Source organism: Pedobacter sp. GQ55 (assembly GCF_059758925.1).
The window spans coordinates 89430-106008 of the sequence record NZ_JCAXEI010000014.1; the positions used below are offsets into that span (position 1 = coordinate 89430).

The 16579-nt window shown below is 42.5% G+C and carries 8 protein-coding genes; all 8 read left to right on the plus strand.

Features of this window, described 5'->3' with window-relative positions; all coding sequences use genetic code 11:
• Positions 1-8: 8 nt before the first annotated feature.
• The 8 genes from AC6CH7_RS24190 (at position 9) to AC6CH7_RS24225 (ending at position 16472) form a co-directional block, all read left to right on the plus strand.
• Positions 9-2807 carry a SusC/RagA family TonB-linked outer membrane protein gene (locus AC6CH7_RS24190; RefSeq protein ID WP_498265155.1) on the plus strand — a complete coding sequence of 933 codons (2799 nt, stop codon included), beginning with the start codon at positions 9-11 and terminating at the stop codon, positions 2805-2807.
• Between the two features lie 26 nt (positions 2808-2833).
• Positions 2834-4588 carry a RagB/SusD family nutrient uptake outer membrane protein gene (locus AC6CH7_RS24195; RefSeq protein ID WP_498265156.1) on the plus strand — a complete coding sequence of 585 codons (1755 nt, stop codon included), beginning with the start codon at positions 2834-2836 and terminating at the stop codon, positions 4586-4588.
• Between the two features lie 28 nt (positions 4589-4616).
• Positions 4617-5636, plus strand: a complete 1020-nt coding sequence (locus tag AC6CH7_RS24200) for a DUF5627 domain-containing protein (protein ID WP_498265157.1) — start codon at positions 4617-4619, stop codon at positions 5634-5636.
• A 605-nt stretch (positions 5637-6241) separates the two neighbouring features.
• Positions 6242-9436 (plus strand): SusC/RagA family TonB-linked outer membrane protein, encoded by a 3195-nt coding sequence (locus AC6CH7_RS24205; protein WP_498265158.1) that lies wholly within the window; start codon positions 6242-6244, stop codon positions 9434-9436.
• Between the two features lie 31 nt (positions 9437-9467).
• Positions 9468-11057, plus strand: a complete 1590-nt coding sequence (locus AC6CH7_RS24210; protein WP_498265159.1) for a RagB/SusD family nutrient uptake outer membrane protein — start codon at positions 9468-9470, stop codon at positions 11055-11057.
• Between the two features lie 24 nt (positions 11058-11081).
• Entirely contained in the window at positions 11082-12530 is a 1449-nt protein-coding gene (locus tag AC6CH7_RS24215) for a glycan-binding surface protein (protein ID WP_498265160.1), read from the plus strand.
• A 118-nt stretch (positions 12531-12648) separates the two neighbouring features.
• Complete coding sequence (locus tag AC6CH7_RS24220; protein ID WP_498265161.1) at positions 12649-14775, plus strand: beta-galactosidase; 2127 nt, start codon at positions 12649-12651, stop codon at positions 14773-14775.
• A gap of 218 nt (positions 14776-14993) precedes the next feature.
• A complete protein-coding gene (locus AC6CH7_RS24225) occupies positions 14994-16472 on the plus strand; it encodes a cellulase family glycosylhydrolase (RefSeq protein WP_498265162.1) in 1479 nt (492 codons plus the stop codon).
• Positions 16473-16579: the final 107 nt, after the last annotated feature.

Genomic DNA, 16579 nt, shown 5'->3' on the forward strand with positions numbered 1-16579 from the left:
GAAAAATAATGAAATACATAAAAATAATATTGGTTTCATGTGGGATGTGCCTTGGGTTTATATTCGGAGCTGTAGGTCAAACTATAGAGAGAGTACCAGACACCTCCGGCATCGATTCTTTAGTTCATGTCGCTTACCGAACTGTAGATTTTAAAGATTTGGCCGGCGCGATTTCCGTATTAAACCCATCCTCATACCTGGAAAAGCACTATGGGACTAATCCGTTGGAGGGCGCAGAGGCATTTATTGGTGGCAGTAACCTCTGGAATATCGGAACAGCCCTGGTATTAATAGACGGAGTACCCCGTTCCCTGAACGATATTACGACAAATGAGATCAAACAAATCTCTTTTTTAAAGGGTGCCAGCGCTGTGGTCTTATATGGAAGCCGTGCAGCTAACGGTGTAATATTAATAACCAGTAAGCGTGGTAAAGCTGGAGATCGTCAATCGAACATACGTGTGAATGGCGGAATCAATGTGCCGAAATCCTACCCGGAATATTTAGGGTCGGCGGAATACATGACTTATTACAATCAGGCGTCTAAAAATGATGGTCTGGCACCTATGTATGACGATGCCACAATAAAAAATTATGGTTCGGGTGCTAACCTGTACCGCTATCCTGATGTGGATTACTACTCCTCAGATTATCTGCGAAAAGTGTACAATACCTATTCCGGTAACGGGGAGTTCTCCGGAGGTACTGATCGGGCACGTTTTTATGCGTTCGCTGGTTTCCAAAGTCAAAATTCATTGCTCAATTTTGGAGAAGGCAAGAATGAACAAAATTCACGCTTTAACATACGTGGCAACATTGACCTGAAGTTAAACAATGCCATTAGCACCTATATAAATGTGTCTACGGTGTTTGCGAACAACAGAACTGCGTTAGGAGATTATTGGGCACAGGCTGCTGTTGTTCAGCCTCAGCGTTTTGCCCCGTTGATCCCGATCAGCTTAATTGAAAGAAATGCCCAGGCCGCTCAAAACCTGGTAGGGGGCAGCCGCAACATTATAGATGGAAAATATCTGCTGGGCGGTACCCAACAATACCTGACCAATCCAATAGCCGATGCGTACGCTGCAGGTTATAACATCTTTACGAGCCGTCAGTTTCAATACACCAGTGGGATAGATGTTGACCTCAAAAGCGTATTGAAAGGACTATCTTTCCATGGCCAGGTAAGCATTGATTATTCGAATACCTATAATCAATCTGTCAACAACACCTATGCGGTGTATGTTCCAACCTGGAGCAGTGCTGCCGATTCGATAACTCAGCTGACCTTGTTTAATAAAGACAGTAAAACCGGAACCCAGAACTTAACCAATACGCTGAGTGATCAGCTGATCGATTTTAATTTTCATGTGGATTATAAAAACACATTCAAGCAGAAGCATAACTTATCCGCTATTTTAGTCGCATCCGGCCTTCAGCGCCGCATGACCGGTGATTATCAATACCGGACAAACAGTAATCTTGGGATACAATTTTCTTATAACTATGATCATAAATACTATGCTGACTTCAGTGGAGCTGTTGTCAATTCGACTAGGCTAGCGCCTAACAGACGTGTAGCCTTTTCCCCTACAGTGAACTTAGGATGGCTGTTAAGTGAAGAAGCTTTCCTGAAAAATTCAGGGGTGGTTGACCGTTTGAAATTGACTGCATCTGCAGGTATTATCCATACTGATCTGGACTTCGATATCAGAAATTACTACTTATATAATGCCGTTTATTCTTCTACCGCTTTTTTCTCCTGGGCGGATGGGACCTATGTCAATCAGGCCACCACAATTTCACGTGGTGAGAATTTAAACCTGTCCTACGCCAGGAGAAAGGAAGTCAATCTGGGAATTGAGGGCGCTTTATTCAAAAACAAACTGGATTTCAGCGCGAGTATGTTCTTAATTAAAAAAGATGGAATCCCTGTACAGAGTTACTCGCTGTTTCCCAGCTATTTTTTAACTTCTTTTCCGGCGACCTCCTTTGTGCCCTATACAAATTTTGGTGCAAATAGCTATAAGGGAGGAGATATCCAGCTCAATATTCATGAAAAATTAGGAGATCTTAAACTAACCCTGGGTGTAGCAGGTACCTACGTAACGACAAAAGCCCTCAAACGAGATGAGTTATACGCAGATCTGTATAGAAACAGGGCTGGTAAGCCAACAGACGCCATATTTGGTTTAGTGAGTGAAGGTCTTTTTACCAGCCAGAACGATATTGCTGGCCACGCCTCACAAAAGTTCGGGGTAAACAGGCCCGGAGACATTAAATATAAAGATCAGAATCAGGATGGCGTGATCGATGACAGAGATGAAGTAATGATTGGCCGCTGGACCAATCCTTTCACAGGAGGGATGAATGTTACCGCCCAATTGAAAGATTTTACACTGTTTGTCCTGGCAACAGGATCATTTGGAGGGACTTCGATTAAAAGTAACAGCTATTACTGGGTCTCAGGTGCCACTAAATATTCTGCGGTTGTTCGGGACAGCTGGACCGAGGAGACAAAGCGCACAGCGATTTACCCCAGGTTGTCAACCCTTGGGAGTGATAATAATTTTCGGACTTCTGATTTTTGGACTTACAGCACTAACCGGGTTAATCTTTCCAAAGTTCAGTTAACCTATAGCTTCCCGGGAAGGGTACTTAGGAATTCTTTCGTAAAAGGATTAAACATATATGCCAGTGGCAGCAATTTGCTAACGATTGCCAAAGAAAGAGCGGTGATGGAATTGAACATTGGTTCAACTCCGCAAACACGGTTCTACAATCTTGGGGTTAAAGCTGATTTTTAAAGTTGATTATCACAAATTAAATTTATATGAAAAGGAAATTGGTTTTTATATTGATATCGGTTATATTTTTTTCAGGGTGTAAGAAAATTTTGTCCCCTGCCGATGAAAATATCCGTGATCTTAGCGAGATATACAATGACGCTGCATTTGCAGAGGGTCTGCTGCTTAATGGTTATGTCAGGCTGCCCGGAGGAAATTATGCTTTCACTGAGGTAGCAACCGATGATGCAGTCTCCAATGATCCCAGCAATACCTATCGGCTGATGGCAACGGGGAAATGGTCGTCATTAAGTAATCCGATGGAACAGTGGACGGCGGCGTTTGCTGCTATTCAATACCTCAATTTAATATTGGCGGAAACAGACAGGGTCACCTGGGCCACTACCGGCCAGTATACCAAAGAAATGTTTAATGACCGGACAAAAGGAGAGGCATATGGACTGCGGGCCTTGTTTATGTATCATCTGTTACAGGCCCATGCTGGCTGGGTGGGAGGAAGTTTATTAGGCGTGCCCATTCTTACCGCCCCACAAGACAGTAAGTCTGATTTTAGGGTGCCACGTAATACTTTTGAAGAATGCGTGCAACAGATTTATAAGGATCTTGACTTGGCGGAGCAATATTTGCCGCTTGATTTTGAGAACATTGCCTCAGTAAGCCAGATTCCGGCAAAATATGCCGGTAAAACTACCATTGCGGACTACAATCGCGTATTTGGTGCATACAACCGCCAACGTATGACCACGCGAATCGTGAAAGGTATTCGTGCGAAAGCTTCCCTTTTGGCCGCGAGTCCCGCTTTCACGGGAGGCACAACGGTTACCTGGGCAAAAGCTGCTGATGATGCCGCTGCGGTTCTCGATTTGAATGGCGGGTTATCGGGTATTGCAGGAAATGGTCACCTCTGGTATGCAAGCAGCAATGCAAGCGAAATAAACGGACTCTCTGCAGGATTGAATCCCAGAGAGATGCTATGGCGGAGAAACGTGAGTGATGCAAACAGTCTGGAGAAGGACAATTACCCACCTACGCTATATGGAAATGGCCGTGTCAATCCCACACAAAATCTTGTTGATGCCTTCCCTATGGCCAATGGTTATCCTATTAATGATCCCAACAGCGGTTACAATCCTGGTAATCCCAATGCGGGTCGCGATCCCCGTCTGGGCTTGTATGTGGTGGTAAACGGCAGTAAGGAAGGATCTAAAGGCAGCATCATTTATACGAAAAAAGGGAGCACCGATGATGGTTTGAATGCCATTCCCACCTCAACACGTACCGGTTATTATATGCGGAAATTGCTCCGTGAAGATGTGAGCGTTGACCCGGCAAATTCAAATACGCAAAAGCATTATGTGCCGTATATCCGCTATACAGAGTTGTATTTAGCTTATGCCGAAGCGGCTAATGAAGCCTGGGGTCCTAACGGCAAAGGCTCACATAATTATTCTGCCGGAGAGGTTATAGCGGCCATCCGCAACAGAGCAGGAATTACGCAGCCAGACAATTTCCTCTCCTCTATATCGGGTACCGGGGATATGAGAAAACTCATCCACAACGAAAGACGCCTGGAGCTTTGTTTTGAAGGATTCCGTTTTTGGGATTTAAGGCGATGGAAAGAACCGCTGACCGAACCGGCAAAAGGCATAACCATTAATCCTGATGGCAGCTCCGTGGTTAACCCCGTAGAAACGAGACTGTACAATGATTACATGCTTTTTGGCCCACTACCTGATAGTGAAGTGCAGAAATGGGGTCTAATTCAAAATGCCGGTTGGTAATATTTAATGATAGCTAATTTACAAATCAATGAAAAAAATAATTTTTGTATTACTTATAGGATATTCACTATTGACTTCATGTCGAAATAGTGATATAGAATTCCCGGATTATAAATTTACCACGGTTTATTTTGCAAATCAATACCCGGTAAGAACGATTGTGCTGGGGACGAGTTATGTTTCTGACAATACGCTGGACAACGCACATCAATGTGTGATATATGCCACAATGGGTGGGGTGTACAGCAACAAGCAGGACCGTAAGCTAGATGTAATTGTTGACAATTCACTTTCTAACAATCTGACACTGGAAAGTGCAACCGGCGACCAGGTGTTGCCTATGCCATCAAATTACTATTCGCTGCCTTCAGATATGACCGTTACGATTCCTTCGGGATCAATGATGGGAGAAATAAAGGTACAATTAACCGATGCTTTCTTTGCTGATCCCCTGGCTGCTAAAATCACTTATGTTATTCCCTTGCGGATTACGAAAGTTATGAATGCCGATTCTATTTTAAACGGTGTAGCAGGTAGTGGTTCTGGCCGAAACCGCCTGATCCCTACAGACTGGTCAACTGCTCCGAAAGATTACATCCTGTTTGCAGTTAAGTATAAAAACCCATGGGATGCGATTTATTTGCGTAGAGGTACTGAAAAATCGCCGGACACCACAGTAGTATACCACCAGAAATATGTAGAATATGATCAGGTCGTATCAACAGTAGCCACCAAATCGATGGACGAAGTTTTAATCTCACTTAGAGGCAAGTCCAAAGGTAATCTGGATCTTCCTTTTCAGCTGGTACTCAAATTTGATAATGAGGGTAATAGTACCCTCACAAACCCGGCAGCCGTAAATTATACGGTTACCGGAAAGGGTAAGTATGTTAAAAACGGCGACATGTGGGGAGATAAAAAAAGGGATGTGCTATATCTCGACTATCAGGTGAAATTCGGCGCATCTATCCATGTGTTTGCAGATACCTTAGTGATGCGTGACAGGGCTGAGAGTTTTCAGCTTTTTACGCCTTATTATAACAAGTAAATAGTAAACTAAATTCTTGCCGGATCGTGTAACCCTTGAGTTACCGATCCGGCATTTTCATTAAAGGGCAATGCTCCCAAACTACCAAATTAATTAATGCTTTTAATATGAGTGGACATACCATCCATTTATGAATTCAATACGGTCAATATCCGATGCCTTAAGATTATCAACCTAGGTGAGCTCTCCAATCCAACCTGCAAGGCGTTCATTATGAAAATATGCTCCAATTGTGATGCTGTATCGATTTTATGGTCAAAACTGTAGATCTGAGACGTTTATTTTAGGTTAACATAAGTACTCTTCTCTTTATCATTTGAAGCATTCCTGGGCTTAATCGGGGCCTATATTTGATTTTCACCTAACCAATAATAAACCGATCAAATCGCAGGGAGATTTGATAAAACCAACCTTTTCGCAAATGTTGAAATCATTTATTAATTATAAATCCGAGCAAAATATGTCTAAGTTTTTCTAGTTTCTTCAATTTTCTTATCGGGCCTGAATGCTCTGCCAGAAAGGAAAGGACTAAACATACTCTTTCTATAAAAACTAATCCAATGGTTAGCAATAACTACAACCAAATAAACCAAAATAAATCAAATATGAATCAAACAATTTCTATCAGGAAATTACCAATTTTTTTGTGGTTGGTAACTTCAATCGTGCTCCTGCACTTAACGGGGTATGCTCAGGAGCGGCAAATTATAGGGAAGATCGTATCAGCAGGTGATTCTGCCCCAATTCCGGGGGCTACAGTGCAGGTGAAGAATAAAAATACAGCCGTATCTACTAATGAAAAAGGAGGGTTTTTAATACGGGCAAATACTGGTGATGTCCTCGTTTTTAAAATGATGGGCTTTAAACAACAGGAGGTCGCAGTAGGTAGCGGCAGTGTCATTAATGTGGTATTAAGTGTAGACAATACAAATCTGAATGAAGTAGTTGTTGTTGGTTATTCTAAGGTAGCAAGAAAAGATGTTACAGGCTCAATAAGCTCAATCAAGGGAGACGACTTACGCCAAACCCAGCCAACTACTTTTGACCAGGCCCTGCAGGGTAAAGTTGCGGGGGTTGTGGTTCAACAGGTATCGGGCCAGCCGGGAGGCGGCGTGTCTATCCAAATACGTGGTGTGTCTTCAATAAGTGGCTCTAATTCGCCACTGTATGTAATAGATGGTATTATTATTCCACCGGTAAACAATCCCGGTAGTGGCTCTAATCCATTAAATGCCATCAATCCTGCCGAAATTGAATCAATAGATGTATTGAAAGACGCTTCGGCAACAGCCATATACGGTTCGCAGGCAACCAATGGCGTAGTTGTGATCACTACAAAAAGGGGGAAAGCTGGGGCACCACAGATAACTTATGATTTCTATGCCGGTTACCAGGAAATACTTAAGAGACTCCCTACAGTAGATTTGCCACAACTTGCCACGTTCATTAACGACCGGGCCGCTGTCTGGGGCTTTGATGAAAGACCCGAATTTGCCAATCCTCAATATTTAGGTAAGGGTACCGACTGGCAAAAAGAATTATTCCGGAAAGCTCCGCAGATGAATCACACACTCACTGTAAATGGTGGGGATGACAGAACCCAATATTTACTGTCAACCTCCTATTTTAACCAGGAAGGGATAGCTATTGGATCTGATTTTACCAGATACTCGGTAAGGCTGAATTTGGACAATAAAACCACTAATTGGCTAAAAATAGGGACGAGTCTTCAGTTGGCGCATGTTGATGAAAAAGTAAACGCAACCTCCAGTAATGTAATTAGTACGGCGCTAAGCCTAACCCCTGATGTTCCGGTAACCAACTCCGACGGTTCCTGGGGCGGGGTTACCAATCCCAACGGTTGGGTACAACCTGTTGCCAACCCGGTGGCATTGGCAAAAATTATCAAAGACTTAAGAAAGCGAAATCAGATATTCGGAAATGTGTATGCCGAAATACAATTGGCTAAAGGGTTATCGCTGAGAAATGAGCTATCGGGTAATTTCGATTTTAATACAGAAGATAGGTATTCGCCAATTTATAGTTTTGGCAGAGGTACTCAAAGTCCTAACTTCGGTTCCTCTAGCGCCGGTCAAAATTTTTATGTTGTAATACGCAATTTTCTAACTTACAACTATAATTTCAAAAAATTTCATATTGATGCTTTGGCAGGGCATGAATCGCAGGAGAGCACTTTTCAAAATCTTGGCGGTGCACGAAGGAATTTTCCCTCAGACAATGTGCAGGCAATTAGTGGCGGCGATGCTACCACGGCCACAAACTTCGGCAATAATTCATTATCAAACCCTAAGGGAGGCTCTGCACAGGAATCTTATTTTGGCCGGATCAATTTTTCATGGAATGATAAATACCTGTTCACCGCCAATATACGTAACGATGGTTCTTCAAATTTTCCGTCCAACAATCGTTGGGTGACTACCTATTCAGGTGGATTTGCCTGGAAAATTAAAAACGAGGCATTTTTGAAAGGTGTGGAGAGTATAAATGATTTGAAACTAAGGCTTGGATATGGGCTTACCAATAACCAGGGCATACCGGGTAATACCTTTGTAACCCAGCTTCAAACAATAGCCAATGGGCTATCAGGCATAGCTCAGTTTCAAAACAATTTGGCAAACGCGGATGTGACCTGGGAAAAAACTGATTATTACAGTGCCGGGCTTGACGGAACGCTTTTGAATGGGCGATTAAGTTTTTCATTAGAAGCTTACGACCGCCGAACACAAGGCCTTTTATTACAGGTGCCGCTTCCAGGATACTCTGGTTCTGTAGCGGGCTATGGGCCAGGATCCATGCAAGCGCCTTTTGCCAATGTCGGCTCGATAACCAACAAAGGGTTTGACATCCAAATCAATTCTACCAATATCAATGGTAAAAGTTTCATTTGGAAAACTGGTTTTACTGTATCGCGGAATAACAATAAAGTGACTTACTTAGGTGCAGGAGGAACTGATGCTAACCTGAGTAAGAAATCTTATGTGATTAACGATATCATTCAAAAAACGATGGTGGGCCGGCCCATTGGCGAATTTTATGGCTATGTATTTGATGGTATTTTTGCAACTCCAGAAGATTTTCAAAACCATGCCCGGCCTGCTGACCCAAGCGGTAAGCCTTATCCGATTTCTCAATCGGGCGGTGGTATCTGGTACGGCGACCGTATGTTCAAGGATTTGAATGGCGACGGTATTATCGACTCAAAAGATCAAACCTTTTTGGGTTCCCCGATCCCCAAATTTCAGTATGGTATCAATAATACATTTAACTACAAAAATTTAGATCTGAATGTTTTCTTCAGTGGCAGTTATGGCGGCAAGGTATTCAATCAAATGGCTATACCGCAAACCGATCCGCAAAATCATACTACCTATTTTAGATCGGTATTAAATTATGCAAGATTGGGCCTGGTAGATCCCAACGGCTCTCCATCCGATGTTAACAACGTATATGTGACCAACCCAAATACAACAGTTGTAGGGTTGAGAAACGATAATACCAACGGTAATAACCGTCCTAATAGTTTGTTTATCGAGGATGGTTCATTCCTGCGGTGCAAAAATATCACTTTAGGTTACCGCTTGCCAGAAAGTCTTTTATCAAAAATATCTGTGCGTTCGGTTAGGGTGTATGCCAATGTATCCAATGTATTTATAATTACAAAATATAAAGGCATGGATCCTGAAATTGGTTCATGGGATCCGCTTCAGGCAGGTTGGGACAGCGGTTATTATCCACAGCCAAGAGTATTTACTATTGGTGCAAACATAGCCTTGAAATAATAAAACGATCACCGATTAAAAACATATGTTTATGAAATTAATTAACAAAATTATCATCATCCTGCTATGTGCAGCAGCAATTGTCGGATGTAAAAAGAGTTTTTTGGACCGTCCGTCCAACTCGCAGATAAGTTCTAACAATTTTTATAAAACCACCGCAGATTTGCGATTGGCTACTGCAAGCCTTTACGGCGGTGCACACTGGTGGCAATGGAACAATGGCGCCTTGATACCGCTTGGCGATGTATTGAGCGGTACCGGCAGCTTTCTGTACAGCGGCGATATCGTACAGCTTTTTACGCGCACCGTTACCGCACAAAATGGTCTTGTGACAAATGGTTGGGTTGGGTTATACAACACTGTAGCGCAATGTAATACGGTTATCAGTGCCATACAACAGCACGCTGATCCGTCCATTTCAGAAGCAGATAAAAATGCTGCCACAGCCGAGGCAAAATTTGTTCGTGCCATAGCTTATTATCATTTGGCGATATATTGGGGTGCAGTGCCAATTATTGAAGATAACAGCAAACTGATAAAAGACCCTCTGCTCAATCGCAACATTGTTTCGGATGTCTATAAATTCGTTGCTAATGACCTGACTTACGCGGCCCAACACCTTCCCAAAACAGACGAAAAAGGCCGGGTAACTACATGGTCGGCACAAGGAATGTTGGGCAAGGCATATTTGACGATGGCGGGTTTAGGCAAAAATGGCAGCCGCGACCAGGCCTTGCTTGACAGTGCCAAAAAGTATGCGGGCAATGTGTGTAAAAATAGTGGTTTGTCATTGTTTCCTAGTTATTATGATCTTTTCAAGGCGCAAAACAACGATAACCCGGAAGCACTATTTTCCCTTCAATGGGCCGCAGGTGTGGGTTATGGAAATGGCAATGCTTTACAATTTTATTTTTCGCCATCGACGGAAGTCCTTCCTCAAAGACAAGGTGGATGGCAAGCCTTACAGCCAACATATGATTTATACCGGATGTATTCAGCTAAGGATACGGTAAGGCGCAAAGCCACCATTATGCTCAACGGAGATCATTATCCCGAATTGAATCAAGCCGGTGGTGGTTTTAAGGCGACAGGTACGGGCCTGAAAAAACACGTTATTGGCAACGAAAAAGACAATAACTCGCCAACAATGGATGGATGGTCGTCTATCGAACATAATGCAATTCTTAGATTAGCCGATGTGTATTTGGTATATGCCGAAGCTATTTTGGGCAATAATACGACTACGAGCGATGCTGATGCGCTAAACTATTTCAATGAGGTGCGGAGAAGGGCCGGCGTGGATAAGGTGACTGTGCTGACCCCTGCTGCCTTACGTACTGAAAGAAGAGTTGAACTTGCTTTTGAAGGACAATATTGGATAGACCTTGTTCGGTATTCTTATTACGATCCGGCTAATGCTGTGAAGTTTCTTAATGATCAGGATGCCACTCACGGTCGGATTTCGTTTACTTATGACCCTGTAACGAAAATAGCTACAAGGGATACCACTGCGCTACCGTCCGCGCTTCCGGCAACTATCGCTTCATTTACGTTGCCAATTCCGTCATCTGAGCTAACCACGGCCCCTAAATTAGCAGAACCACCGGTACCATATTATTAATTAAAAAAATTAAAAGATATTGTTATGAAAATAAAATCATATCTAACCTTGTACTCTTTGCTGCTTTTCTTAATGATAGTGGCTGTATTACCTGCGTGTAAAAAAGATACTGAAAGCAGTTCTGCTCCAGTCATTTCGAGTATTAAGAGTTATGTAGCCTCGCCTAATGATACCGTTTTGCACAGTGCTGCGCCAAACGGGCAATTTGTGGTAATAACCGGAAATAATTTGCAGAATGCTACGCAAATAAGTTTCAATGGTGTATCTGCTCCTTTTAACAGTGCTTTATTTGCGCCTAACAGTGCCGTGGTGCGAATACCTGACATGCAGTTTTCAAAAATTGATACCGCTAAACTCTATATTGTAGAGTATACTACAAAAGCAGGTTCCACAAGGTTTTCTTTTAAATTAGGTCCGGCAGCGCCTACCTTTGTGGGAATTTCCAATTTATATGCCAATCCAGGCGATTCTGTTTATGTTTATGGAAAAGACCTGTTTTTTGTTCAACGCTTTTCGTATAGGGGCACCCCAATTCAATCCTTTAACTTAGACACCAGCGGGAATTCTATTGGATTTTTGATGCCGGCTGCAACGACCGACGATCGGATATCAATAATCACCAAAAGCGGCGTGTTGAATCATAAAATAATTGCGACCCCGGTCATAGCAGGCATTACCAATGAAAATGCCAACCCGGGTGATTCGGTTTATGTTTATGGTACCTATCTTAAAGGTATTCAAACGCTAAGGTTTGCAGGCACCACGATTACTTCATTTGTATCATCCAGTAATGGGAGTCATGTTGGATTCGTTTTGCCAACGCTAACGCAAAGCGGACCGGTATCGGTTACGACACAGTTTGGCACGGCTACTACTGTGTACCATGTAAATGATGTAGCAACAGGCTCCATATCAAATTGGGATAGCAATTTTAATTGGCAGGGCTGGGGTGCTGGTAAAGAAACTAAAGACAATCCTAATTTCCCTGGCAATCGAAGCACCTATTTTGTGTTGGATATTGATGGGCTGCACAGTGAGGACGGATGGCCCTGGACTACTAACATACCCATGAATGCAATACAGTGGGTGCCAAAAGCCAATATTGCCGACACGGTTAGCCATTGGGCATTTAAATTTGAAGTAAGTATCCCAAAAACCTGGAAAGGTACTACGGTTAATATAGTAAGTGGAGTAGGTGGATATATGGCCAGATGGGAGCCATGGCGAATAAACGCTACGACCACGGTACCGTACAGTACAAAAGGATGGGTAACAGTAACTATTCCTTTAACATCGTTCCGTGCATCACATCCTGAGCTTGGCGAGGGTATGGGGGATTCACTAACCAAAATTGCCGATTTAACAGGTGAATCCGGAAATACATCGTGCATCATGTATATACATAACTATACCACTTCTTCAGCCAGCTTTTACGGCGCTGTTGATAATTTGCGAATCGTTAAAATTAAATAAGTTGAAGAGGCTGTCACATCACATAAGGTTGGACAGCCTCTTTTTTCTATGGGTAACCAATAAGGTAAAAGCTGTTCGGCTACATACCTTATTATTAGTAAAATCAATTTATAAGTTCATGCATTATTTCAGTCAGATTTTCAGAAGAATTGTCATTACAATCCTTCTTTTTTCATTAAAGCCCGTTGCCATAGCACAAACCTATAAGTTCGATGATATCTTATATGGTGCTGCTTATTATCATGAATATTTACCTGCCGAACGGCTTGATGAAGATGTTCGGTTGATGAAAGCAGCAGGGATTAATTTCGTCAGGCTGGGAGAATCTACCTGGCAGTTGTGGGAACCGCAAGAGGGCGTTTTCAAATTCGATTGGATGGATAGGGTTGTTGATAAGATGCATAAAGCCGGCATTAAAGTAATAATGGGTACCCCAACTTATTCCATTCCTGCCTGGCTTTATAAGAAGCATCCGGAAATAACCGTTATTAACGAGAATGGAGCGCAGCAGAAATACGGGATGCGACAAAATGTTGATCTTTCCAATCCGGTTTTTAAGGTCTATTGTGAAAAGATCATCAAACAAATCGTAGATCATTACAAAAATAATCCGGCGGTGATTGGCTATCAGTTAGATAATGAGACACATGCCAAAGGGGCCTCTGGCGCAGCCGTATTTGGTCGTTTCTTAGCATCTTTAAAGAAGAAATTTGTTAGTCCTGATTCACTTAATAAAGCATGGGGATTAAATTATTGGGGTCAGGCGATCACAAAATGGGATGAATTGCAGCCTGTGGATGGATTTATGCATCCCAACTACAGGTTAGAATGGTCCAGATTTCAGGAAAATATGACCACCGAATTTTTGGAAAGACAGGCTGACCTGGTAAAAAAATATAAAGGCGGCCATCAGTTTATCATGCACGACCATCCTGGAGCTTTCCGCAATGATATCGATGAGCGGACAATTGCACAATTTATAGATTATCCTGGTATGAACATCTATCATTACGATCAGGATAAATCCGATGGGTTAAGGATTTCCCTATTTGGAAGTTTCGCCAGATCTCTCAAACCTGGCAATTACCTGGTTCCTGAAACCAATGCAGCATCGATTGGCTGGAACTCAGCAGATCAGTTCCCTCCCTATGATGGCCAACTCCGGTTAAATTTTTATTCACATATCGGAAGTGGGGCAAACCTGATTTCTTACTGGCATTGGCATTCGCTTCATACCGGGATTGAACAGTATTGGAGGGGTATTTTACCGCACGATTTAAAACCAGGCAGAATTTATAACGAGGTTAGCCGTATTGGAAACGAAAGGGCAAGAGTAGGAAAAGAACTCGTAAACCTTACCAAAAGAAATAAGGTAGCCATTTTATACAGTATTGATTCACAAAATGGATTGATCCAGCAGCGTTTTGATAACAACATGGAGGGGTTTGTCAACGGACCATATGAAAGTGGTAACGATGCTTACCTTAAAATCAATAACCGTTTTTACAAAGCCCTTTATGACTTGAATATTGAAGCTGATTTTGTATTTCCCGACGGTAAGGACTTTGAAAGGTATGATATGATCATCGTGCCACCACTTTATATTGCCTCTGATAAATTATTGCAGCAGCTGAATCAATATGTGTTAAATGGCGGCCATTTAATGCTCAATTTCAAAAGTGGCTTTGCAGATGAGAATTCCAAAATTCGTCATCAGGTAATGCCGGGAGCATTAAGTGAAATTTGTGGCTTTACCTACAGCGAGTTTTCCAACCTTCGTGATCGTATCCCTTTAAAATCAGATCCATTTCAAGTCGGTGATAAGAACTTTGCGGAACAGTGGGCTGAATTTATCGTGCCAACCACGGCAAAAACGCTTGCTGCTTATGATCATCCTTTTTTTGGAAAATATGCGGCCATCACAAGGAATGAGGCCGGTAAAGGAGTGGTTACCTATTTTGGAACAGTGGTCTCACTTGAAGTATTGAAGAAAGTCCTGCGGAATTCGCTTGAAGCGTTAAAATTGATTGGGACTGACCAAGATCTGCCGGAAAAACTGAAGGTTAAACATGCCTTTGATACATCAGGAAAAGCCATTCATTTTTACTATAACTTCTCAGATAAAAATATGGAGTTTAAATACCCGTATAAAACAGGTAAAAGCATTTTAGCCAACACAAGGGTTGAAAAAAACGGATTAATTCAGTTTGCTCCCTGGGATGTCGTGATTATTAAAGAAGAGTAAAAACGGATCAAGGGGTCTTCAGCTCTGTAGGTTAACATTTGTTCCTCAAATAGAAACATTTGATCTACCTCAGCATCGCATCTCCGGTTAGTTTTGATCCTTATGGCCAAATTAACTGAAATGAAGATCTGAAACTAACCAAGTTTATCTAACCGACAAAAACGCCTATGGCACTAACGTCGCTTCCTAAAATTTAAAATCAATAAAACATCAGATCAATGAATCATCCCTTGAAAACAAAAATTAAAGCACAGCAATTCTTCTTAGTATTGCTACTTCTGATAACAGTGGTTACTTCATCCTGTAAAAAGAAAGAAGAAGTTCAGCCTGAACTCAGTGTGTCTTTGTCTGAAGTCACTTTTCAGCCAGAAGGAGGCATCTCCAGTTTAACAGTTACCAGTAATAGTAAATGGAGCATTAGTAATCCCGCTTCTTCATGGTTACAATTAAACCAAACAACGGGAAATGATGGCAGTACAGCTTTGAAATTAACCGTAGTACCCAATAGTACGGGAACTTCCCGTTATGCCACGCTGGTTATAACTTCAGACAATGGCCAGGCCAGGCGGGTTATACTTTCGCAAATAAGCGATCTGTATCCCTCGTACAATACGTCGCCCAAAGCGCCGGATGAAACGGGTATGACCAGTACGGCTGTACAACTAGCGGCGAAAATGCATTTGGGATGGAACATTGGTAATACAATGGAATCACCTGGCGGCGAAACGGGCTGGGGCAACCCTCAGATCACAGAATCGTACGTAAGATTTTTAAAACAGACCGGTTTTAATGCAGTACGGCTTCCCTGTGCCTGGGATTGGCATCATTTAAGCGATCGGTCAATGGCGCAAATTGACCCGGCCTGGTTGAACAGGGTGAAAGAAGTGGTTCAATATTGTGTAAATAACGATATGTACGTTTTGCTCAATATCCACTGGGATGGTGGTTGGTTGGATCATAATATCAATCAGATAAAGAAAGACTCAGTTAACGCTAAGCAAAAGGCATTTTGGGAACAGATAGCCACCACAATGCGGGATTTTGATGAGCATCTGATGTTTGCGAGCGCCAATGAACCTCCTGCCGAAAATGCGGAACAAATGGAAATACTTAATGGTTACCACCAGACATTTGTCAATGCGGTTCGTGCAACAGGTGGCAGGAACAGTTACCGGGTACTGGTAGTTCAGGGGCCAGGCACTGACATGGATAAAACCAACAATTTGATGAATACGCTTCCTACCGATCAGGTTCCAAATCGCATGATGGTTGAAGTACATAACTACACGCCTGCTCAATTTACAATCTTAGGAGAAGATGCCAGCTGGGGTAGGATGTTTTACTATTGGGGCGCAGGGCACCACTCCACTATTCAACCTGATCGTAACGCAACCTGGGGAGAAGAAAGTGAGCACACGAGAGTGTTCGGCCTGATGAAATCTAAATTTATAGACAGAGGAATCCCTGTAATAATTGGTGAGTATGGCGCTTACCGCCGGGGAGGTCCTAACAATATTCCTTTAGATCAGGCAACACATAATGATGCGGTAGATTATTGGAATACCTATGTAACCAAACAGGCTATTCAATTTGGTCTTAAGCCTTTCTTTTGGGATACTGGTGGCGCATTGGACCGCAGAAACAACAGCGCGCTCGATCAACGCACCATAAATGCGCTTATTGCAGGTACGCACTAAGTAAAAACATAAATTCACACATACAAAAAACGCTTTTGTTACCAGCAATTTTGTCTGCTACGAAATGGCCGTTTAGGAAGATGAAAAAAGGAAACCCTGAGTACAAT